Below are 21,316 nucleotides of genomic sequence, written 5' to 3'. Positions count from 1 at the left end.
GAGTCCCTGACTTAATGTTTAACGGCGGGTTGTAAATTGACAGCGCTGCGGCGGTAAAGATACAGCGTCGCCAGTAGGGCACAGACGGCAGCAAAGCTCATCCAGTAACCGGGTGACGCTTTATCGCCGGTGTACTCTATCAATGCGGTTGAAATCACCGGGGTAAATCCGCCAAAGACAGCCGTTGCGAGGCTGTAAGCGAGTGAAAAGCCCGCCACCCGAACTTCGGTTGGCATAATCTCGGTCAGGGCAGGAATCATCGCACCGTTATACAGGCCGTAGATAAATGACAGCCACAGCAGTACGGTCAGCATCATCGTAAAACTCGGGGCTTCGGCCAGCAGCGTCAGGGCCGGATAAGCCGTTGCCAGGGCCAGCAACGTCATGGCAATCAGAACCGGTTTACGTCCAAAGCGGTCAGACAGGGCACCCCCGACCGGCAGCCAGAGGAAATTGGAAATGGCCACCAGCAGCGTAACCAGCAGGCTGTCAGACGCACTGAGCATCAGCACCTTCTTGCCGAAGGTGGGGGCATAAACGGTAATCAGATAGAACGCTGTTGTGGTCATCGCCACCATCAACATGCCCGCAACCACTACCTGCCAGTTAGCTAACAGGGTTTTAAAGACCTCGCGCATCGCCAGATGCTTACGGCGAGCATTAAATTCCTGCGTTTCTTCCAGCTTACGACGCAGAAAGAAAATGAAAGGCACAATCAGGCAGCCAAACAGGAACGGAATACGCCAGCCCCATTCACGAATCGCGCTCTCTTCCAGGGCGGCATTCAGGGCAAAGCCCATGGCAGCGGCAACCATAATGGCGACCTGCTGGCTGCCCGACTGCCAACTGGTATAGAAGCCTTTACGGCCTGGCGTAGCGATTTCGGCCAGGTAAACCGACACGCCGCCCAGTTCGGCACCGGCAGAGAAGCCCTGCAACAGGCGACCGATAAGCACCAGCATCGGAGCCCAAAGGCCAATGCTCTGATAAGACGGGATTAATACGATCAGAAAGGTGCCCGTAGCCATAATGGACAGGGTTACGATCAATCCTTTACGTCTGCCGACTTTATCAATATAAGCGCCCAGCACCACGGCGCCGATCGGGCGCATCAGGAAACCTGCGCCGAAGACGGCAAAGGTCATCATCAGTGAGGCGAACTCACTGCTCGCCGGAAAGAAAGTATGCGCGATGTAGGTGGCATAAAAACCAAACAGAAAGAAGTCAAACTGTTCCAGAAAGTTGCCCGAGGTAACGCGCAAGATGGCGCCGATTCTGGCGCGAGTGGTCATAGGTGAAGTCGAGGAATGCATCGGTATCTCCAGTTTATCATTGACGCTTTTTGCTGCGCCTGTTGCTGAAGACTGGATCAGGAAAATAAAGTAAATAAGCGCAATAAACTCATCGACTGATGCGCTATGCGCATTAATGGCCGTTAACAATTACATTGGGCTATGCGCAACAAGGCTTTAACAAGTTTGCTGGTCGAGGGCGCGCTTATCCCGGTCGAAAAACCGAGTGCGCGTTTTGTGACAGGGTTCATATGGGTATTTAAAGGAAAAGGGGTAGCGTAAAGCCTTTGTCAGGTTCTATCAGGCGACGCGCGCGTTCGCCCCGTCGTGAGTGAAATCATTCCAGACAGGAGGCGGGTTAGCGGCCGGGCTGAAAAAGCTCGACGAGCATCTTCTCGTTATCATGAATGAAAGCGAAACGATCGCCATCGCCGTTGGGTACGGCACGGGGCGGGGAAACGATCTCGACACCTTTTGCCTGCAGTTCCGCAACCGCCTCATCGAGATCGTCGACCTGAAGCGCGAAATGGTTGATACCGCCGATTTTCAGATTGGTTTCTGCGCGTTGCCGCTGTGGATCCATCGGGGTAGCCTGCGCATGTTGAAACAGCTCCAGTTTCACATTGCCCCGCGCAATAAAAACAACCTGTACGCCCGGCCAGCCATAATCATACAGACGCGTAAATCCCAGCATCTGGCTATACCAGGCTTCACTGGCTTCAATATCCTGAACCACAATACCGATGTGATGAAATGTATTACCGATTGCCGACATGGTGCTTTTCCTTATCAGGTCGCTGAGGTGAATGTCGCGTTGACACGGCAAGGCGGTGTAGCGCGCCCTTCGTACAGCTTACCACCCAATCGGGCATACGGCAGAAATGCCCGAGGGGCGAGGGTTGCTTATCGTTGCAGGTAAATCCGTACACCGCCTCACACTGGCCGTAGACGACCCGTGTTTCGTCTTAAAACCAGGCTTCCCACATCGCACCCAGATTGAAGTCGTCCAGAATATCGTTTTCCCGGCCATTTACGCGTGCGGTGCGCGCATCATCGACCTTGCCGCCCGTCACATAGAAGCGCAGCATGGGACGGAACTCCGGGCCCATCGCGATAGCGATATTTTGCGACAGCGTCAGCTTCCAGCCGTTGTTGCTACCGCCTTCATCATAGTTGACCCGTTGATAACCGGCTTCGAGCCAGGTGGAGTGCACGTCATTCCAGAAATACATCGGGCGCACAATGGCAGCGTAGTTTTTCCGGTTGTCGCTTTTCAGTCGACTGTTGTCATAATCGTGATAGGCCAGCAGATACTCCACCTGCGCCTGCTGAGTAAACAGGTGCTTACCTTCAAAGCTGGTATAAAGCGTGCTGAGGCCATGGGTTTTGCTGTAAACGCTGTTATCCGCATTGTCTGAGTAACGTGCAATCACTTTATTGACGCCATGATCGGTGGTGTGGCTTACGACAAACGCACCCTGCCAGGCGTTGAGGCGATCCTCGCTTTCCACGGCCTTAGAGTCGAAACCGTAATTGGCATACATCTCCAGATCCAGCGGCCCCAGTTTCATGCCGTGGATTTTAGATGTGGCGGCATAGTTTCCTTTATCGCCGGTGCCCGATCCGCCCGTACAGGTAATGCGTGACGGATTGGATTCATCGCTAAGCACTTCAGGATTACAGGATTCCACCGCCGCGACGGCAGCAAGGTCAAATTTTATCCCGCCTACGTCAAAGTCTTTTACGCCCGCGCCCTGACCATCGTGATTCATCCAGAAATAGTCATTGATGTTCTGTTGCGGGCGCTGATGAAAGTCCCGTCCGGCCCAAAGATAGGCATTGGGATTCGAGGCCAGCACGTTGGTCACGCCAGCGTAAGCTTTTTTCAGGTTCACTTCGTCGCCCCAGTGATCGATCATCACGTTCACGTCCCAGATGGCACCGTTCGTGCTTTTAAACGCTTTAGAGAGCTGGAATTCGCCGCCGTTACCTTCGTTCCCCAGGCGACCAATACCGGAGGCGCCGTTGTAAGAGCCATCAACGTTGACATACTTTTGGTCACCACTTTGGTAATGCGCGCCATAACGGGCGTAGCCGCTAAACTTCACGCCAAAAGGAATGGCCATATCCGGTGACTGTGCAGGACTCTGCGGTTCTGTTATCACATCCGTTTTTTTCGCGACGGCGGCATCTATCTTAGTCTGACGCTCTGCTAAAGCTTTATCGACGGCTTTGGCGACGATAGCGTCGATTTGTTCCTGCGTGAATTCCTGTGCGAGGCCGGCAATCGGGCACAGCGCGGCGCTCACCGCCAGAGGAAGTGAAAATGTTTTTATCATGTTCATGGTTATCTCGTTTACACCTCATCCTTCGGGTTAACACGAATTAACCCGAAAGACGCGTGCTGTTGTTTTCAGATAATAACCCGCCCGTTTCGGCTTATTGACTGTCACCAAAACAAGTTGATTTGTAGAGTATGTTTTCTTTCCAGAGGGATGTTTTTTGTCAGGCGTTCTCCTGTATTAAGCGATCAAATTACCGTTGATAGAGATGAATTATTTCTTCTGATAATTCACGGGCTAATAGCGACGTCATTAAATGATCCTGAGCATGGACCATAATTAATGTCATCGGCTGTCGGGCCTCGCCAGCATCCTGTTCAATTAACCGGGTTTGCATCTGATGGGCCTTGCGGGAATAGTCGTCGGCCGCTTTGAGGCGCGCATGGGCCTCGTCAAACTGGCCTTGCCGCGCCGCCTGCAGGGCTTCAAAGCACAGGCTGCGGGCGTGTCCTGAATTGACGATAATTGTCATTACAGCGTCTTCAAGTTCAATCATTATTATCGCTCTCAGTCAAAACCGTTATTTTCGGCAACGTTAGCAAACCAATTCCCGCTCTTTTTTATCGTACGTTGTTGTGTTTCCAGATCGAGCTGCACTAAGCCATAGCGATTTTTATAGCCATTCAGCCAGGACCAGTTGTCGATAAAGGTCCACATATGATAACCCAGACAATGACAGCCCTCGCGAATGCCTTTATGCAGCCATTTAAGATGTTCGGAAACAAATTCGATACGGTAATCATCCTGAACTTTACCGTCTTGAATAAAACGCTGTTCATTTTCGACGCCCATTCCATTTTCAGAAATAAAGCAGCGAGGGTTGCCGTAATTATCGCGCAGGTTGATCAGAATATCGTAAATACCCGGCGCATAGATTTCCCATCCGCGGTATGGGTTCATTTGTCGGCCAGGCATGTCGTAATGATCGAATAATGCCTCCGGCATAAACGGTGCGTCAGGGTTGACGGCGCTGTCCCGGCACTTCACCCGGCGCGGTTGATAATAATTGACACCCAGCAGGTCGATGATGCCGTCGGCAAGCAAGGCGCTGTCGCCAGGCAGGCAGTGTGGCAACTGGTCATGCTGTTTTAATAAGTCCAGCAGCGCAGACGGATATTCGCCCTTGAGAACCGGATCGAGAAAGCTGCGGTTAAACAGCAGATCGGCATGCTGTGCTGCGTTGACATCTGCCGGATTCGTTGAGCGCGGATAGGACGGTGTGAGATTCAGTACCACGCCTATTTCGCCATCATAGTCGCCGTTACGCCAGGCTCGTACCGCCAGGGAATGTGCCAGTACGGTATGAAAGGCCACGGTAGCGGCGCGTTTAAAATCCACCACGTTGGGATAATGAAAATCATACAGATAGCCGCCTTCAACCGGCACAATGGGCTCATTAAAAGTAAACCAGTGCTTCACTTTGTGACCGAACAGCGCGAAACAGCGCTGCGCGTAGCGGCCAAACGCCTGCACCACTTCGCGGTTTTCCCAGCCCCCTTTCTCCTGCAGGGCCAGCGGCATATCGAAATGAAACAGCGTGATAAACGGCGTAATCCCCTGCGCCAGTAATTCATCAATGACCCGGTGATAGAAATCGACGGCCTCGGGATTGATCTCATCCGCTCCGTTCGGCATGAGCCGCGCCCAGCTCAGCGAGGTGCGAAAGCTGTTGTGCTTTAACGCTTTTAGCAGCGCGATATCCTGCCGCCAGTGTTGATAAAAGCCGGAGGTATCGGCCGGGCCAATACCGTGATGGAAACGATGCGGCTGGTGTGCGAACCAGTGATCCCAGGTGGTGGCGCTTTTACCGCCCTGAAGGCTACAGCCTTCGGTTTGCAACGCCGAACTGGCGCTGCCCCACCAGAAATTGTCAGGAAAACGGTAGTGCATGTGACTGACTCCTTAAGCCTGGGGATGACCGTGCACGGTATTGCCTGCGGGCACGGTATCCTGAATTTTTTTCTCTTCTGCTTTGATCAGGCTGCGTTCGTAAGCGCGCAGAAAAGGTAAGTACATCAGTGCCGACATCACCATGCAGATCAGGCACATGACCAGTGGACTAAGCGCCCAGTTGGCCGCCCAGGAAGCACCAATCGGCGCGGGCGTCGTCCAGGGCGTCAGCGAAACGACCTGCGCAACCCAGCCCAGTTTTGTGGCGGTATAGGCCAGAACGGCATTAATCATCGGGACGCAGACGAAGGGAATAAACAGCAGGGGATTCATGATGATGGGCGCACCAAATAAGATCGGCTCATTGATATTAAAGAAGCTGGGAACCACGCCCATTTTGCCGATGGTACGCAGATGCAGCACCCGGCTGCGCAGCAGTAAAAAGGCCAGCGGCAAAGTGGAACCGACGCCGCCGATAAGCAGATAGTGATCCCAAAAGCCCTGCAGATAGACATGGGGCAGCGCCGCACCGGCTGCCAGAGCGGCCTGATTGGCGGAGAGATTAGCCATCCAGAAGGGATTCATGATGCCAGTGACGATGAGTGCGCCATGAATACCGGCGAACCAAAAAATCTGGCACAGCAGCACCGACAGCAAGATGGCTGGCAGGGAATCCGAGGCGGATACCAGCGGTTCCAGCAGATGCATAATCGCCTGAGGAATAATCATGCCCGTTTTGGCTTCAATAAACAGATTAAGCGGATGCAGGGTGCCAATGATCACCAATACCGGAATTAAAATCTCAAAAGAACGGGCGACGCCAGTGGGGACTTCTTTGGGCAGGCGAATCGTGACGTTATGCTGTTTGAGCCAGGCATAAACACGGGTGGCATAAATCGCGGTAATCAGGGCCGTAAAAATTCCCTGACCGGACAGGTACTGCGTAGAGATCTTTTCATCAGCATAGGGCGCTGCCACCAGTAAAAAGGCCATAAAAGCCAGTAAACCTGACATGATGGGATCAAGGTTGAACTGTCGGCCCAGACTGGCACCGATGCCGACTGAGATAAAGAAGGTCATGACGCCCATGCTGAGATGAAACGGCAGCATCAGTTGCTGGCGATAAGTGACCGAAAAGTCGAGCCAGGCCCGGGCAAAGCTGTTGGTGGTATCCGCTGAAAAGGGCGGGAAAATAAACACCAGCATGAACGAGCCAATAATCATAAACGGCAGGGCCGCCGTAAAACCATCACGAATAGCGATAACGTACTTTTGCTGACCCAATTTTCCGGCGAGGGGCGTAATAGCCTGTTCAATCACCGTCACCATTGACTGATATAACGAACCCATAAATGACACCTTTTAGTGTGTCGCTTCAATAAGCGACAGAGCGTAATCCAGCACGTTGTCACCGCGTTGCATACCGTAGTCCGTCATATCAATAGCCCGGACAGGAATACCGTGGGTGGCAGCTTTTTCTGAAAGCGTGTTTAACATGTACTTTACTTGCGGGCCGAGCAGCACAACCTGATACGTTGGAAACTGCGTATCAAACTCGGCAATGCCCCAGGCATCAATCTGCACAGCGAGGCCGCGCTGATCCGCCACCTCTACCATTTTGCGCACCAGCATGCTGGTGGACATACCTGCCGAACAGCACAACATAATCCTGATCATGAGAACGCTCCTTTACGTGTAAAACTTGTTACGGAGATGATTTGATACGATATGGAAACCGGTTTCCATTTGTCGCAAAAGGAAGTGTGACAGGCATCATGCTCTGGCTGATAACGGGTGTTTAATTACGATTCAGATCACTAAATTAAGCGGTAAAAATCATTATTGAGTAGAAACGGAAAATCGGTTTCCATGAAAAAACGAAAACGCTATACTGCCTGTGGCGAAAAATTAAGCCACCGTTTCGGTCAGTTTTCAGGGAGCCGTTTGGTTCTGTTAGGGGAAAATGATGTCTACTATCAACGATGTATCGCGACTGGCTGGCGTGTCTAAAGCCACCGTATCGCGCGTGTTGAGTGGGTCACGTGGGGTGAAAGAGGCCAGTCGGGCTGCGGTGTTAAAAGCGGTGGATGAACTGAATTATCGTCCAAATGTCATCGCCCAGTCACTACTGAGTCAGTCTACGGGCTGTATCGGTGTTATTTGTGCGCAGGAAAATATCAATCAGACGACGGGTTACCTTTATGCGCTGGAGAAACATTTCAGTCAGCATCAAAAACACCTGTTACTTCGTTTCGCCAACACGAAAGCGGACGTGATGACCTGCCTCAGTGAGTTGACCTGTGGGTTATGTGATGATGTCTTAATTATCGGCGCGCGCTTTCCGTTAAACCTGCGTCAGCCAAACGTGATGCTGGTGGATTGTCTGGAATCCGGCGAAGAAGTGAACAGTATCCAGCGTGATCATGCTTTTGCAGCGGAAACGGCCTGTAACTATCTTATCAGTCAAAATCGTCGTCAAATTGCTCTGATTCATCCCGAGGGCATGGGCTTTGCCGATCAGGTTCTGCTGGGCTATAAACATGCCCTGGAAAAAAATTTCCTGCCTTTTAACCGCAATCTGGTCTTTATGGACACGTCATCTTCTTCAGTGGCGTTGCAGGAACTTCTGAACAATGCCTCCACGCTCAATTTCAATGCATTGCTGGTGGCCGATGAACAGCAGGCACAAAAAGTGATTCCTCAGTTGCAGGCGTTCAATAAGCAGGTGCCAAAAGACATTATGGTCTTTAGTCTGGCCGGCACGCTGGATCTGCCCGGTATCCCGACGATTCCGGCTATCTCATATTCAATGGATGCCATGGCCGCGCGTATTGTGAAGGCACTGAATCAACAGACGCAGAGCGTGTTACATTCCTCAGTAATGCGTGGCGATCTGGTTATTCCCGATTTTCGCCAGCGCTAAGCCACCGGGCCACGCTCAGTGGCCTGTTACTCGAGGCGCTGCTCCATCTGTTCGATAATGGCCAGTGCCAGCCCGGTTGCCGGGGCCAGATGCGATTGCAGAAAATGTACCTGCGTATGGGCCGCAATAAACGCCAGTTTGTTGGCCTGCGTCTGATTGAGCACGGCCTGGCAAAAGGTCGGGCTGACACTCCAGGGGCAGTCAATGATGATTGTGGCGGGATTCAGTAATAACATGATTTGGCTGAGCGCGATGCCCAGATAGTTGCCTGCCAGCTGCATCACTTCATTCACGACATTCGGTGCGCTGTCACGACTGTGCCAGGTTAATCCCGGCTGACGCTGGGCAAGCTGTTGGTTAATGGCAGGTTTACTGATCATCGCCTCCAGACAACCCTGCCGATTACAGCTACAGCGAGGGCCATTTGGCTGGACGGTAAGGTGACCTGCTTCACCAGCGGTCCAGCTGTTACCGGTGAAAACCACGCCATGCTGCACCAGCGCGCCGCCAATGCCTTCCGCAATGCGCAAATAAAAATGCCCGCTTTCGGCGGGCAGATTGAGCTGTTGCACAGACAGCAGCGCAGCGGCCCTGACGTTATTCATAATCCGAATCGGCAAGGCGATCTGTTTGCGCAGATCACTGGCCAGGTCAACATTCTGCCAGCCCAGGTGGGTCGATAAATGCATCCAGCCTCGCCGTGAATCGACGACACCGGGAAACCCCAGCCCAATTCCCAGCAGCCCTGGCCAGGCTTCCATCAGTTTTTCGCACAGGGCGCCGATTTCAGCCAGGATCGGGCCAGGTTTACTGGTGTCCGTCCGTATTGTCTGTTCGGCAAGCGGTTGTGAAAAATAATCGCAGATCTGCCAGTGAATCAGGTTTTTTTCCACCATGATACCGGCACTGACCAGCTTTTCCGGGCGCAGGGTAATGTGAATTTTAGGACGGCCAGCCGAAGAAACGCTGGCTTTACCTAGTTCCTGAACCCAACCGTTTTCCAGCAAATCATCAATAATTTGCGAAACGGTGTTTTTGCTGAGTGCCAGTACCTGCGCCAGATCCTGGCGCGATGTGATGCGCAGCTGACGCAGTTGAGCCATTACGCGCTTTTGATTATTCAGCCGCATCAATGCAGGCCCTTTGCCAGTTGCTTTCATGACGGCTTACCCCAGAGGTGAACAGCGGCGAGGGAGCGCCCACCGCCAACGAAGTCTTATTAGTTTGATGTCTAATGAAAACTTAGCATTGGGCAGAGAGGGCTGCCAAATAGCAATGTCCTCTGAATAAGGGGATTACATCAGAAATGGGGGCCAGGCCACAGGATAATGCAACTGGAGAGTAACCCTACCGCCCGCTTCAGCGGGCAGCAACATCAGTATTCGTCACCCCGGACGCGGCTGCGATAGCTTTCCCAGTCGAAGCGCACCCACAGGCTGTTACCTAAACGCATACGATCCATCACGCGTTCACCTAACAGGGCGTTCATGCCGGTGGGATCGAGATTGGTGAGCATCCCCGTCGGACGTTTAGATGACGAGCGGCGGTCAACAATCTGGTTAATAATCACTTTTTCGTAGCGCGATTCACTCTGCATACCAATCTCATCAATGACCAGCAAATCCACGCTGCTCAGATCCTGAATCAGTCGCTCTTCGGTGATATCACTGCTGCCGCTGAACGTTCCTTTCATGCTGGACATCAGATCCGCGACAGTCACGATAAGCACGCTCTTGCCACGCAAAATCAGATCGTTACCGATGGCGGCAGCCAGATGATTTTTCCCTGTGCCCGGCCGACCTGCAAAGACAAAACTGGCGATGTTTCCTTCAAAATTAGCAGCATACTGGCGCGCCTGCTCCAGGGCTTTGCGCTGACCTTCATTCTCGACGCGGTAGTTGTCGAATGAGCAGTTAATATGCAGATCACGAATCCCAGAACGCCCCATGATACGCTGCATTTTCATCGCGCGGTTTTCTCGCACAATCGCTTCTGAACGCAACCGCCCCTGTTCCTGGTTCCAGGCCAGCAACTCTTCACCATTAGTGAATTTGGGACGGGTTCCTGCTGGCATCATTCTTTTCAGACGGTTAAACAGATCGTTGGGCGTTTTCATTACTCACCTCGGAAACCATCGGGAATATTGTAGTCAGTACTGCTGATCTGCGTAATATCGCGACGCGGCTGTCCGCCATTGGCGGCGCGGTTCATCTGCAGGCTACGCGCCAGCTTCTGTTGCCACTGTACATGATGAAAAAGGCGGCCTTCGGCCTGCCAGTAAGCCACAAAGGCGGCCAGCTCTGCCGCCGTCACCGGCTCGCTGAGCGCGACGCCCCAGATTGCTGCCTGGCGGGTAAAGTCGGCGTCAGGCTGCCAGCCGTCATACATGGCAAACTTGCCGACGGGTTTATGCAGCGTAGCAGAAACATCGTCATACAGACTGTCATCCAGCGCCACATCACTGGGTTGCTGAGCGGCGGCTTCAAGGGCTAATAACTGTGCAAGACGCGCGGGAGTGAGGGCATACATCACCGGCGTGTAATTATCCAGCACCGCCAGCATGCCGTCTTCAGCCTGCTGTAAGGCGCTCTGCGGGTCCTGACGGAAAGCCTCCAGACCGATTAGCGTTGACGTTAAGATTTTGACTGACATGAAAAGACCTGCGGTTAACTTACACCCAACACCGGATCACCTGTCGCGGTGCAGAAGGGCATATTGTACCTTTTTTAAGGCGCGGGATCGCTGAAAAAGCGTTGCCGGCGATCTCCCCGGCGAGCGCCTGTTATGCAACCGTGGGGCGGACAGAGACTTGCGCGTTCACGGCCGGGTTTGCCACAGATAGCGCAGACCGGCCAGCCAACACAGGCTGTATCCCAGCAGCTCTACCCCTTCTTCGGCCATGTTTTTTACCCCGCGGTTGTAATGATCGGGCATCAGGTGTTGCCAGAGGGTGTTCATGCCAAACAGACGTGAGAAAACCAGCACAATCATCAGTCCGGTCGCCATCACGGGCCAACGGTTATGGTGCAGCAGGTTCGCCAGCGTACGGAGCGTCTGCCTGGGAGTACGCATGGCGACGGCGAAACTCGCCAGTGCGGTCGCCAGTGCAAACCACACCCAACTGCCGTGACGAACAAGATCGAAGAAGAAATCCAGCTCGCGGATAAGCATACAGCTGTAAAAACCGGCTATTAGGGTTAATCCACCGCACTGGTCGGGACGGTGTCGTGCGGCAATATAAAATGCGCCGGCGAGACTAACTAACAACAGTTCCTGTGTGGTTTCAGTAAAAGAGGCTTCGTGCAGCGCGTTATCCATCCACACCACATCCATATAGAGGGGGACAAGCATGAAGGTGATAAACAGGGAGGCAAAAAGGAATACCGTGATTTCACGGCCGATAAGAATGACTTCGTTACGCATGGAATGACCTGAAAATGACTATCGTTATCATTGTATTCGCCTGGCGTGGGGCTGCCTTCGCTTTCAATGCTTTACGGATGTGGTGGTGACTATGGAAGCCGCCTCGCATTTTGTCATGTGGCGGGTTCAAATGGTGGCAGTTTCCCTCTACCATCGGTCAACAAACTGGCGCTTTATAAAGGAATACCATGATGCAACGATGCGGCTGGGTTACGCAGGATCCCCTCTATCTGGCTTACCATGACAATGAGTGGGGCCGTGCGCAGAGAGATAAACTGGCGCTGTTTGAAATGCTGTGTCTGGAAGGTCAACAGGCCGGGTTATCCTGGATTACGGTGCTGAAAAAACGCGAGAATTACCGCGCGGCCTTTCACCAGTTTGATCCGCAGGCGGTGGCATTGATGAACGATCAGGACGTTGTCCAACTTATGCAAAACAGCGGCATCATTCGTCACCCGGGTAAAATTGCGGCGATTATTGCCAACGCCAGAGCGATGCTGGCGATGGAGGCGGAAGGGGAAGATTTTGCCCATTTCGTCTGGCAGTTCGTCGATAACCGGCCAATTGTTCACCACTATGCGGATTACAAACAGAGCCCGACCACCTCTTCGCAGGCTATAGCACTCTCTAAAGCATTAAAGACGCGTGGTTTTAAATTCATCGGTCCGACAATTTGCTACTCCTTTATGCAAGCCTGCGGCCTGATTAACGATCACCAAACCAACTGCTTTTGCCATCCTGATAACATTTAACACCGCTCCTTTACAAAATAAGACATTGTCTCAGGATTTCCCTCACTTTTACGCGGCATAATCAGGGCCAGTAAGGGGCCGGGGCGCCCCGATTAGAGAAACCCAAGGGACACATAATGCAGAAAAAATTGATTGCCATCTCGTTATTAATCAGCGGTAGCCTGGTGATATCCGGTTGTACCACGAATCCCTATACCGGCGAGTCGCAGGCCGGAAAATCCGGCGTGGGGGCAGGTCTTGGTGCATTAGTCGGCGCCGGTGTGGGCGTGCTTTCATCCTCGAAGAAAGATCGGGGTAAAGGGGCACTCATCGGTGCCGCCAGCGGCGCAGCCTTAGGCGGCGGTGTGGGGTATTACATGGATGTTCAGGAAGCCAAACTGCGCGATAAAATGAAGGGTACGGGCGTCAGTGTGACGCGCCAGGGCGACAATATTGTGTTGAATATGCCAAACAATGTGACCTTCGATTCCAGCAGCAGCAGTCTGAAGCCAGCCGGCGCCAATACTCTGACCGGCGTCGCAATGGTACTAAAAGAGTATCCGAAAACGGCCGTAAACGTGGTGGGGCATACGGATAGTACGGGTTCGCGCGCATTGAATATGCGCCTGTCACAACAGCGCGCAGAAAGCGTGGCCAGCGCCTTGATCGTACAGGGCGTGGCGGCTGACCGTCTGCATACGCAGGGTGTCGGCCCCGACAGCCCCATTGCGACCAACAGTACTGAAGCAGGCAAAGCCCAAAACCGCCGGGTTGAAATTACGCTGAGCCCGTTAAATTGATCATTTCGCCCCCTGTCACCGGGGGCGAAAGACATGCTACTGTCAGTTATTCGACAATTTTTAGACAATAAACTCGGTAAGGTTTCCAGTTGGTGCCTGTACACAGTGCCAGTTAACGCTTTATGCCAGCATAGTTCAAATTGAACAATGGATAACGCATCATGTCACTTAAAGCCATTGCGTCAGTCCTGGGGCTCTCCGTAACCACCGTGAGTCGCGCCCTGAATGGGTATGAGGATGTAGCAAAACACACACGTCAGCGCGTGGAAGAAGAAGCCCGGCGACGTGGCTACCGTCCTAACGTAGCTGCCCGGCGTTTAAAAACCGGACGCGCTAACGCGGTCGGCGTCGTCTACCCGATGAGCGCCCCACCCCTCAGCGATATCCATTTCAATAAGATATTACTGGCGCTGGACCAGCGTCTTTCCCACTATGATATCGACCTGCTGTTGCTGACGGATAAACCCTGTGACGGACAGCGTTCACTGATGCGTATGCTGCGCAGTCGCGTGGTCGATGCGCTAATCATCACGCACACCTTGCCGCAGGACGAACGCCTGCGCTGCTTACAGCAGAAGGGCTTTAATTTTCTCTCGCTGGGGCGCACTGATGCACAGCAAAATCATGCCTGGTTTGATGTCGATAACGCCGCAGGTTCCGCGCTGGCGGTAAAACACTGCCTGACCCAGGGCATGCAGCGCATCGCCTTTCTCGGGGGAAACGAACGCTGTACGTTTGTTCGCGATCGCCGTCAGGGCTACCTGAACGCCCTGGATTCCGTACCACCTTATGCCACTGCGGCGGTTGCTCCCTCGCGCCGCGCAGGGTATCAACAAGTCTCCGCCTGGCTGGCTGAAGGGCTACAACCTCAGGCCATTATTACCGATAGCAGTACGCTGGCCGAAGGCGCGTTAATAGCGCTTCAGCAGGCAGGACGACTGCAGGGTAAGGATGCCATCACTTTGATGGCCTGGGATGGACTCCCGGTTGACGCCATCATTGATTTTCCGGTTATTGCGATTCGTCAGGCCAGTGAGCAGGAGAGAGGCGAACAGCTTGCGACCATGGTGATGCAGTTACTGGACGGCGCACCGCTGGCCCAGCTACAGGTCTTGTGGCAACCCAGTCTGCAACTGCCCGCACAGCGCTAACGTGTTTGTCATGCCGGACGCCTGTGGTAGTCTCGCGGCATGCGTAATTTGCGGAATATTCTATGAAAATCAGGCCTTCTCGCGCCACTATTAGCGATGTTGCCCGCGCGGCAAAAACCGGGAAAACCAGCGTCTCGCGTTATCTTAACGGCGAACAGCATCTGCTTTCTCCCGACTTAAAAGCGCGCATTGAACAGGCAATTAGCGATCTTAACTATCGGCCAAGCCAGATGGCGCGCGGGCTTAAACGGGGGCGAACCCGGCTAATCGGGTTAATCATTGCCGATATCACCAATCCCTATTCCGTGGACGTTATGTGCGGCATTGAAGCGGCCTGTCGTGCCTGCGGCTTTACATTGCTTATGTGTAACACCAACAATGAAGTCGATCTTGAACAGCATTATTTGCAGTTGCTGAGTAGCTATCAGGTTGAAGGCATTGTCGTTAACGCGGTAGGTATGCATGAAAAGGTACTGAGCCGGCTGCAGCAATCTTTGCTGCCGATGGTGCTGATTGACCGAAAAATCCCCGATTTTCCCTGTGATGTGGTGGGCCTGAATAATGCTGAAGCGGCAGAAACGGCCACCGATCACTTAATTGATAACGGTTATGAGGCGCTGCTGTTTTTGAGTGAACCGTTAGGCAGCGTGAATACCCGTCGCGAGCGCCTGCAGGCGTTTCGCCAGCGTCTGGCTGCGCATCCGGCCATCCTCCATGAAAATGCAGAAGTCTCGCTGCATCAGCCCGATGTGATGGATACCGTCTTGCGTGACTTCTGTCAGCGTCATGCAGACAGGCGTTGCGCAGTTATGGTGGCAAACGGTGCGCTGACCTTACAGGTGGCCCGTTCCCTTCAGCGTCTAAATTTGCACTGGGGAAGCGACATGGGTTTATTGGGGTTTGATGAGCTGGAGTGGGCGGCGCTGGCAGGTGTCGGGATTACCACGCTTAAACAGCCCACCTGGCAGATTGGCTACCATGCGCTGGAGCGCCTGATTTCGCGTATTGAAGGCCACGACCATCCTCCCTGTGAGCAGGTTTTCTCGGGTGAGCTGATTGTCCGGGGATCAAGCCAGCGTCTTCGCTAATTTTCAGATTGTTCCCTTCACTTACGTGCTCGCTTCGTGAGCACGATCATAATTCCGCATTTTGCCACTTTGCTTTGGAACCGGTTCCATTTAACGTTTTTGTAACGTTAATACCGATTTTCCCCCTCAGGAGTCCGCAATGGAGCCCGAAATTATCGTCGTCACGGCGGCTTATGGACATCAACAGATTGCTGCGCTGGGCGGACAAAGGGCGCTCTTACCGATCATTCAGCAGGCTGGTGCGGACGGTGTGGAAATCCGTCGCGAATTGTTCGATGACAAGACTTTCGATGATCTGCCCGCGCTGGCGCTGGCCATTGATCAGCACCGGCTGCGCGCCAGCTATTCTGTACCCGATACCTTGTTCAGTGAGGACGGCAAGCTGAACCCTTTGCTGACGCGTTATTTTACCGAAGCTCGTCAACTAAACGCGCAGAGACTAAAGGTGGCGCTGGGCAATTTTACGGGGGCTCTGTACAGCGAAACACTGCGCATGCTGATTGCGGAATATGGCGTGCCGCTGACCGTGGAAAATGACCAGACAGTGCACGGCAAACTGCAACCGATGCTGCGCTTTTTTAACGCTGCCCGTGAGGCGGCATTGCCGATTGGCATGACTTTCGATATGGGGAACTGGCACTGGACAGGCGAAAACCCGGAGCAGGCTGCAGTCCTGTTGACCGACCAGGTGGGTTACGTGCACGTCAAAGCAGCGGTGCCGCAGGGGAAAAGCTATCGCGCTATTGCGCTCGACGATGCCGGACCGGGCTGGCAAGACCTGTTGCATCGGCTACCGGCGAGAGCCCCTCGCGGTATTGAATTTCCGCTGGAAGGCGACAATCTGATTGCGGTTACGCGCCATTATGTGACGCTGCTGCGTAATGTCTGAGGAGTAAAAATGACGACTCATCCTAACGGTACGCTTGATGTCATCACGATCGGCGAAGCCATGGCCATGTTTGTCGCCCGCGAAACGGGTGATTTGGCTGCAGTAGAAACATTTATCAAACGCGCCGCAGGTGCAGAACTGAATGTCGCCATCGGTCTGGCACGCCTCGGGCTGAAAGTGGGCTGGGTGAGTCGTATTGGACAGGACGCGTTTGGTCGTTTTATTTGTCAGGTGCTGGATAAAGAAAATATCGACCATCGTCAGGTGACCGTCGATCCGCGCTATCCCACGGGCTTTCAGCTTAAATCTAAAGTGGATGATGGTTCCGATCCGCTCGTGGAATATTTCCGCAAAGGCTCCGCTGCCAGTCATCTGTCACCCGAGGATTTTGACCACGATTATTTTGGCTCTGCACGCCATTTGCATCTGAGCGGCGTGGCGGCAGCAATATCAGACAGTTCGCTTGAGCTGACCAGGCATGCTGCGAAAGAGATGCGGGCGCGGGGTAAAACAATTTCCTTTGATCCTAATCTGCGTCCGGTGCTGTGGCGCAGCGAAGAGGAAATGCGTAAGCAGCTCAATCTGTTAGCGGAATACGCAGACTGGGTACTGCCCGGTGAAAAAGAGGGTTACATCTTAACCGGCTATCGCCAACCGCAGGATATTGCCGATTTTTATCTCGATAAAGGGGTAAAAGCGGTGGTGATTAAAACCGGCGGCGAGGGCGCCTGGTATAAGACAGCCGGGGGTGAGCAGGGCCAGGTGGCGGCAATCAAAGTTGATCAGGTTGTGGACACGGTCGGGGCCGGAGATGGGTTTGCCGTGGGAGTCATAAGTGCATTGCTGGAAGGGAAACCACTGGTAGAGGCGATTCGCCGGGGGAACAAAATTGGTTCACTGGCGATTCAGGTGAGTGGTGACAGCGAAGGTTTGCCGACGCGTCAGCAGTTAGGTGATGTGTAGCCCGGCCCGCAAACAGAAACAGAGGAGTTCCCGATGAAAACGCAGATTATCGCGCCTAAACGCTGGTGGTTCATTATGCCCATCGTGTTTATCACCTACAGTCTTGCCTATCTGGATCGGGCAAATTTTAGCTTCGCATCCGCCGCTGGCATCAATGACGATCTGGGCATTACCAAAGGAATGTCTTCCCTGCTGGGTGCGTTGTTCTTTCTGGGGTATTTCTTTTTTCAAATCCCTGGGGCGATCTATGCGGAGCGCCGCAGTGTAAAAAAACTGATCTTCTGGTGCCTGCTGTTGTGGGGCGGCTGTGCTTCACTCACCGGCGTTGTCAGCAACATCCCTGTGCTGGCGGCGATTCGCTTTGTGCTGGGGGTTGTCGAGGCTGCGGTAATGCCTGCTATGCTGATTTACATCAGTAACTGGTTTACAAAATCTGAGCGCTCGCGGGCAAACACCTTTTTAATTCTCGGTAATCCCGTCACGGTCCTGTGGATGTCCGTGGTTTCAGGGTATCTGATAGAAGCGTTTGGCTGGCGGGAAATGTTTATCTTCGAAGGCATTCCTGCGGTGATCTGGGCCATTGCCTGGTGGTTTATGGTACAGGATAAGCCTGCGCAAGCGCGCTGGATGAGCGATGCAGAAAAAGCCGCGCTACAGGCCGCGCTGCAAAAAGAGCAAGAAAGCATCAAAGCAGTGCGCAACTACGGCGAAGCCTTTCGCAATCGTAACGTGATCATTCTCTGTATGCAGTACTTTGCCTGGAGTATTGGCGTTTACGGTTTTGTCCTGTGGCTGCCTTCAATTTTGCGCAACGGTACACAAATGGGCATGGTGGAAGCGGGCTGGTTATCGGCTGTGCCTTATCTGGCAGCCACGATTGCGATGGTGGTGGTGTCCTGGGCATCGGACAAAACGCAAAACCGTAAACTGTTTGTCTGGCCACTGTTGCTGGTGGGTGCCTTCGCCTTCCTCGGTTCGTACATGGTAGGTTCGGGCAATTTTTGGCTGTCTTATACCTTGTTAGTCGTCGCCGGTGCCGCGATGTACGCGCCTTATGGCCCGTTCTTTGCCATTATTCCGGAAATGCTGCCCCGCAATGTTTCCGGCGGCGCAATGGCGCTTATCAACAGTATGGGGGCGTTGGGCTCGTTTATCGGCTCCTGGATTGTGGGTTATCTGAACGGGGCAACCGGCAGTCCTTCGGCCTCCTATATTTTTATGGGTGGCGCACTACTGCTGTCCGTGGTCCTGACGCTTATCGTCAAACCCGCACAAAATAAGGCGCCTCCGCTACAAGGCGCGAAACCGGCCTGAAAGCGTAAGCGTTAGCATCTTCTCCGGGCGACCTTTGTGTTGCCCGTCATTTATTTACAGGAAGCTATCTGATGAAACCCGCCGTCATTCTTTATAAAAAATTGCCTGACGATCTCCGTGCGCGTCTCGCAGACTATGCCACGATCACCGAAATCAACGATTTATCACCCGAAATCCAGCAGCAACATGCGCAGGCACTGCAACAGGCCGAAGGAATGTTGGGATCGGGCGGAAAAGTCAATGGCGAGTTGCTGGCCAAAATGCCCGCACTGCGCGCCTGTTCCAGCGTTTCTGTCGGCTATGACAACTTTGATGTGGATGCCCTGAATCAGCGAGGGGTCGTGCTGATGCACACGCCAACGGTACTGACGGAAACGGTGGCCGACACCATCATGGCGCTGGTTCTCAGTACGGCAAGACGTATACCGGAGCTGGATGCCTGGGTGAAAGCTGGCAACTGGCAAAAAAGTATTGGTCCGGACCGGTTTGGCATGGATGTGCACCATAAGACGATGGGAATTCTTGGTATGGGACGCATCGGTATGGCGCTGGCCCAGCGTGCGCACTTCGGATTCGGCATGAACATTCTCTACAATGCGCGCCGTCAGCACGACCAGGCCGAATCGCAGTTTGCAGCCCGCCGGTGTGAGCTGGAAACGCTGCTCAAAGAAAGCGATTTCGTTTGCATCAGCCTGCCGCTTACCGAAGAAACGCATCATTTAATTGGCGCAGAACAGCTGGCGATGATGAAGCCCAGTGCGGTGCTGATCAACGCGGGCCGTGGGCCAGTGGTAGATGAAAATGCCCTGATTACCGCGCTACAAGAGGGCACGATCCACGCCGCCGGGCTGGATGTTTTCGAAAAAGAGCCGCTGCCGACTGACTCGCTGCTGCTGTCGTTACCGAATGTTGTTACGTTGCCGCACATTGGCTCTGCAACCCACGAAACCCGCTATGGGATGATGCAGGACGCGGTAGAAAATCTCATTGCCGCCCTGAGCGGCAAGGTTGAAAAGAACTGCGTGAATCCTCAGGTGCTGAAGTAATCCTGCGGCTGCCCATTGCGCCCGCCGGGAGCGGGCGTTATGGTGGTTATCCCATTCTTTATTACAAATTTTTAACCGCTATGGCTTTTTCTCAGTTCGGCGACAAGTTTACTCAACATTCCGGCATCTCACGTCTGATGGAAGACATGGGCGCAGGCCTGCGTACGCCCGGCACGATCATGCTTGGCGGAGGCAACCCCGCACAGATCCCGGCAATGAACGATTATTTTCAGCAGTTGCTGCAGCAGATGCACGACGAGGGCAAACTGAGTGAGGCCTTATGCAATTACGATGGTCCACGCGGTAAAGCCGTGCTGCTGGATGCCCTGGCGGCAATGCTACGTGAGCAGTGCGGTTGGTCTGTCACTGCGCAAAATATCGCGCTGACTAACGGCAGTCAGAGCGCATTTTTTTATCTCTTCAACCTGTTCGCGGGGCGGCGCAGTGACGGCAGTAAAAAACGGGTGCTGTTTCCTCTGGCTCCAGAGTACCTGGGGTACGCTGATGCGGGCCTGGATGAAGACCTCTTTATTTCTGCCAGGCCCAACATAGAGTTATTACCGGAAGGGCAGTTCAAGTATCACGTCGATTTTGAACATCTCCCCATGAATGACGATGTGGGGCTGATTTGCGTATCGCGCCCGACCAATCCAACCGGCAATGTCATTACGGATGACGAACTTCTGCAACTGGATGCGCTGGCGCAGCAGCATGAGGTGCCGTTACTTATCGACAACGCTTATGGTGTGCCATTTCCCGGCATTATTTTTAGTGATGTGCGGCCGCTGTGGAACCCCAATATCATCCTCTGCATGAGTTTATCCAAACTCGGTCTGCCAGGCGCACGTTGCGGGATCATCATCGCCGATGAGAGCACGATTACCGCGATCGGTAACATGAACGGCATCATCAGCCTGGCACCGGGCAGTATTGGCCCGGCCATTGCCAGCGAAATGATTCAACGTGGCGATCTGCTGCGCTTGTCTGAAGAAGTGATTAAACCTTTTTATCAGCACAAGGTGATGCAAACGATCACCCTTATTCGCCGGTACTTATCGGCGGAGCGCTGTCTGATCCATAAACCGGAGGGGGCAATTTTTCTCTGGCTGTGGTTCCGGGATTTACCGATCAGTACGGAGTTGCTGTACCAGCGGCTTAAAGCTCGGGGCGTGCTGATGGTGCCGGGCCACTTTTTCTTTCCGGGTCTGGAGCATGACTGGCCGCACACGCACCAGTGCATGCGCATGAATTATGTACCGGATGCGGAAAACATTGAGCGCGCCATACAGATTCTGGCTGAAGAAGTGGAGATCGCCTGGCGCGACAGTTAAATCTACAGACCCGATCGGGCAACAAGGCGTCGTCTCTATCCGGCCGGCCTTGATGAAGCGCAACGCTGCCTTAACCCGATCGCAAAGGCATTTTGCATTATTAACAGACGTGATGCGCATATGGCCGTGCGGG

General features: G+C 53.5%; 21 protein-coding genes. 10 read left to right on the top strand and 11 right to left on the bottom strand.

The window, feature by feature from the left end; all coding sequences use genetic code 11:
• Positions 1-11 precede the first annotated feature (11 nt).
• The 7 genes from GC090_RS00155 to GC090_RS00125 all read right to left on the bottom strand — a co-directional run bounded on the left by GC090_RS00155 (position 12) and on the right by GC090_RS00125 (position 7,201).
• Positions 12-1,313 carry an MFS transporter gene (locus GC090_RS00155; RefSeq protein ID WP_033737399.1) on the bottom strand — a complete coding sequence of 434 codons (1,302 nt, stop codon included), beginning with the start codon at positions 1,311-1,313 and terminating at the stop codon, positions 12-14.
• Between the two features lie 337 nt (positions 1,314-1,650).
• On the bottom strand, positions 1,651-2,067 hold the full coding sequence (locus GC090_RS00150) for a VOC family protein (protein ID WP_054634764.1): 417 nt from the start codon (positions 2,065-2,067) through the stop codon (positions 1,651-1,653).
• Positions 2,068-2,257: 190 nt separating this feature from the next.
• Positions 2,258-3,637 (bottom strand): carbohydrate porin, encoded by a 1,380-nt coding sequence (locus GC090_RS00145; RefSeq protein ID WP_324020669.1) that lies wholly within the window; start codon positions 3,635-3,637, stop codon positions 2,258-2,260.
• Between the two features lie 190 nt (positions 3,638-3,827).
• Positions 3,828-4,130: a PTS lactose/cellobiose transporter subunit IIA gene (locus tag GC090_RS00140; protein WP_324020668.1), complete on the bottom strand. Its 303-nt coding sequence runs from the start codon at positions 4,128-4,130 to the stop codon at positions 3,828-3,830.
• 11 nt (positions 4,131-4,141) lie between these two features.
• On the bottom strand, positions 4,142-5,524 hold the full coding sequence (locus tag GC090_RS00135; protein WP_205953807.1) for a 6-phospho-beta-glucosidase GmuD: 1,383 nt from the start codon (positions 5,522-5,524) through the stop codon (positions 4,142-4,144).
• Positions 5,525-5,536: 12 nt separating this feature from the next.
• Positions 5,537-6,874, bottom strand: a complete 1,338-nt coding sequence (locus GC090_RS00130; protein WP_058708573.1) for a PTS sugar transporter subunit IIC — start codon at positions 6,872-6,874, stop codon at positions 5,537-5,539.
• A 12-nt stretch (positions 6,875-6,886) separates the two neighbouring features.
• Positions 6,887-7,201, bottom strand: a complete 315-nt coding sequence (locus GC090_RS00125; RefSeq protein WP_033737272.1) for a PTS sugar transporter subunit IIB — start codon at positions 7,199-7,201, stop codon at positions 6,887-6,889.
• A gap of 289 nt (positions 7,202-7,490) precedes the next feature.
• On the opposite strand from GC090_RS00125, the gene GC090_RS00120 reads away from it, so the two are divergent.
• Entirely contained in the window at positions 7,491-8,447 is a 957-nt protein-coding gene (locus GC090_RS00120) for a LacI family DNA-binding transcriptional regulator (RefSeq protein WP_039339256.1), read from the top strand.
• 26 nt (positions 8,448-8,473) lie between these two features.
• On the opposite strand, the gene GC090_RS00115 is transcribed toward GC090_RS00120, so the two are convergent.
• The 4 genes from GC090_RS00115 to GC090_RS00100 all read right to left on the bottom strand — a co-directional run bounded on the left by GC090_RS00115 (position 8,474) and on the right by GC090_RS00100 (position 11,870).
• Positions 8,474-9,607: an ROK family transcriptional regulator gene (locus GC090_RS00115; RefSeq protein ID WP_324020667.1), complete on the bottom strand. Its 1,134-nt coding sequence runs from the start codon at positions 9,605-9,607 to the stop codon at positions 8,474-8,476.
• 215 nt (positions 9,608-9,822) lie between these two features.
• A complete protein-coding gene (gene dnaC / locus GC090_RS00110) occupies positions 9,823-10,563 on the bottom strand; it encodes a replicative helicase loader DnaC (RefSeq protein WP_006121359.1) in 741 nt (246 codons plus the stop codon).
• The gene (gene dnaT / locus GC090_RS00105) at positions 10,563-11,099 is read right to left on the bottom strand and encodes a primosomal protein DnaT (RefSeq protein WP_324020666.1); all 537 of its coding nucleotides are present in this window, start codon (positions 11,097-11,099) and stop codon (positions 10,563-10,565) included. Before dnaT ends, dnaC begins: the two co-directional genes overlap by 1 nt.
• A 165-nt stretch (positions 11,100-11,264) precedes the next feature.
• Positions 11,265-11,870 (bottom strand): hypothetical protein, encoded by a 606-nt coding sequence (locus GC090_RS00100; protein WP_277283602.1) that lies wholly within the window; start codon positions 11,868-11,870, stop codon positions 11,265-11,267.
• Positions 11,871-12,061: 191 nt separating this feature from the next.
• Here GC090_RS00100 and GC090_RS00095 point away from each other — a divergent pair, with 191 nt between their 5' ends.
• The 9 genes from GC090_RS00095 to GC090_RS00055 all read left to right on the top strand — a co-directional run bounded on the left by GC090_RS00095 (position 12,062) and on the right by GC090_RS00055 (position 21,183).
• Positions 12,062-12,622 carry a DNA-3-methyladenine glycosylase I gene (locus tag GC090_RS00095; protein ID WP_164483237.1) on the top strand — a complete coding sequence of 187 codons (561 nt, stop codon included), beginning with the start codon at positions 12,062-12,064 and terminating at the stop codon, positions 12,620-12,622.
• A 116-nt stretch (positions 12,623-12,738) separates the two neighbouring features.
• Positions 12,739-13,401: an OmpA family lipoprotein gene (locus tag GC090_RS00090; RefSeq protein WP_006121355.1), complete on the top strand. Its 663-nt coding sequence runs from the start codon at positions 12,739-12,741 to the stop codon at positions 13,399-13,401.
• 161 nt (positions 13,402-13,562) lie between these two features.
• Positions 13,563-14,552, top strand: coding sequence for a LacI family DNA-binding transcriptional regulator (locus GC090_RS00085; RefSeq protein WP_324020665.1), 990 nt, complete (start codon positions 13,563-13,565; stop codon positions 14,550-14,552).
• Positions 14,553-14,614: 62 nt separating this feature from the next.
• Positions 14,615-15,640, top strand: a complete 1,026-nt coding sequence (locus GC090_RS00080; RefSeq protein WP_006121353.1) for a LacI family DNA-binding transcriptional regulator — start codon at positions 14,615-14,617, stop codon at positions 15,638-15,640.
• A gap of 139 nt (positions 15,641-15,779) precedes the next feature.
• Positions 15,780-16,529: a sugar phosphate isomerase/epimerase family protein gene (locus GC090_RS00075; protein ID WP_324020664.1), complete on the top strand. Its 750-nt coding sequence runs from the start codon at positions 15,780-15,782 to the stop codon at positions 16,527-16,529.
• 9 nt (positions 16,530-16,538) lie between these two features.
• On the top strand, positions 16,539-17,492 hold the full coding sequence (locus tag GC090_RS00070) for a sugar kinase (RefSeq protein ID WP_054688589.1): 954 nt from the start codon (positions 16,539-16,541) through the stop codon (positions 17,490-17,492).
• 33 nt (positions 17,493-17,525) lie between these two features.
• Positions 17,526-18,806, top strand: coding sequence for an MFS transporter (locus GC090_RS00065; protein WP_039339172.1), 1,281 nt, complete (start codon positions 17,526-17,528; stop codon positions 18,804-18,806).
• A 71-nt stretch (positions 18,807-18,877) separates the two neighbouring features.
• A complete protein-coding gene (ghrB, locus tag GC090_RS00060) occupies positions 18,878-19,852 on the top strand; it encodes a glyoxylate/hydroxypyruvate reductase GhrB (protein ID WP_324020663.1) in 975 nt (324 codons plus the stop codon).
• Positions 19,853-19,932: 80 nt separating this feature from the next.
• On the top strand, positions 19,933-21,183 hold the full coding sequence (locus GC090_RS00055) for a valine--pyruvate transaminase (protein ID WP_006121367.1): 1,251 nt from the start codon (positions 19,933-19,935) through the stop codon (positions 21,181-21,183).
• Positions 21,184-21,316 lie beyond the last annotated feature (133 nt).

It is taken from the genome of Pantoea sp. JZ29, from assembly GCF_035190385.1.
GTDB lineage: Bacteria > Pseudomonadota > Gammaproteobacteria > Enterobacterales > Enterobacteriaceae > Pantoea > Pantoea stewartii.
Note: the sequence above shows the minus strand (reverse complement) of the source record. Positions and strands in the feature narration are given on the sequence as shown.

Coding starts and splice junctions, on each gene's coding strand:
- ghrB (WP_324020663.1), top strand. CDS start 18,878: ATGAAACCCGCCGTCATTCTTTATAAAAAATTGCCTGACGATCTCCGT.
- dnaC (WP_006121359.1), bottom strand. CDS start 10,563: ATGAAAACGCCCAACGATCTGTTTAACCGTCTGAAAAGAATGATGCCA.
- GC090_RS00140 (WP_324020668.1), bottom strand. CDS start 4,130: ATGATTGAACTTGAAGACGCTGTAATGACAATTATCGTCAATTCAGGA.
- GC090_RS00065 (WP_039339172.1), top strand. CDS start 17,526: ATGAAAACGCAGATTATCGCGCCTAAACGCTGGTGGTTCATTATGCCC.
- GC090_RS00095 (WP_164483237.1), top strand. CDS start 12,062: ATGCAACGATGCGGCTGGGTTACGCAGGATCCCCTCTATCTGGCTTAC.
- GC090_RS00125 (WP_033737272.1), bottom strand. CDS start 7,201: ATGATCAGGATTATGTTGTGCTGTTCGGCAGGTATGTCCACCAGCATG.
- GC090_RS00135 (WP_205953807.1), bottom strand. CDS start 5,524: ATGCACTACCGTTTTCCTGACAATTTCTGGTGGGGCAGCGCCAGTTCG.
- GC090_RS00120 (WP_039339256.1), top strand. CDS start 7,491: ATGTCTACTATCAACGATGTATCGCGACTGGCTGGCGTGTCTAAAGCC.
- GC090_RS00085 (WP_324020665.1), top strand. CDS start 13,563: ATGTCACTTAAAGCCATTGCGTCAGTCCTGGGGCTCTCCGTAACCACC.
- GC090_RS00055 (WP_006121367.1), top strand. CDS start 19,933: ATGGCTTTTTCTCAGTTCGGCGACAAGTTTACTCAACATTCCGGCATC.
- GC090_RS00155 (WP_033737399.1), bottom strand. CDS start 1,313: ATGCATTCCTCGACTTCACCTATGACCACTCGCGCCAGAATCGGCGCC.
- dnaT (WP_324020666.1), bottom strand. CDS start 11,099: ATGTCAGTCAAAATCTTAACGTCAACGCTAATCGGTCTGGAGGCTTTC.
- GC090_RS00090 (WP_006121355.1), top strand. CDS start 12,739: ATGCAGAAAAAATTGATTGCCATCTCGTTATTAATCAGCGGTAGCCTG.
- GC090_RS00070 (WP_054688589.1), top strand. CDS start 16,539: ATGACGACTCATCCTAACGGTACGCTTGATGTCATCACGATCGGCGAA.
- GC090_RS00150 (WP_054634764.1), bottom strand. CDS start 2,067: ATGTCGGCAATCGGTAATACATTTCATCACATCGGTATTGTGGTTCAG.
- GC090_RS00100 (WP_277283602.1), bottom strand. CDS start 11,870: ATGCGTAACGAAGTCATTCTTATCGGCCGTGAAATCACGGTATTCCTT.
- GC090_RS00075 (WP_324020664.1), top strand. CDS start 15,780: ATGGAGCCCGAAATTATCGTCGTCACGGCGGCTTATGGACATCAACAG.
- GC090_RS00115 (WP_324020667.1), bottom strand. CDS start 9,607: ATGAAAGCAACTGGCAAAGGGCCTGCATTGATGCGGCTGAATAATCAA.
- GC090_RS00145 (WP_324020669.1), bottom strand. CDS start 3,637: ATGAACATGATAAAAACATTTTCACTTCCTCTGGCGGTGAGCGCCGCG.
- GC090_RS00130 (WP_058708573.1), bottom strand. CDS start 6,874: ATGGGTTCGTTATATCAGTCAATGGTGACGGTGATTGAACAGGCTATT.
- GC090_RS00080 (WP_006121353.1), top strand. CDS start 14,615: ATGAAAATCAGGCCTTCTCGCGCCACTATTAGCGATGTTGCCCGCGCG.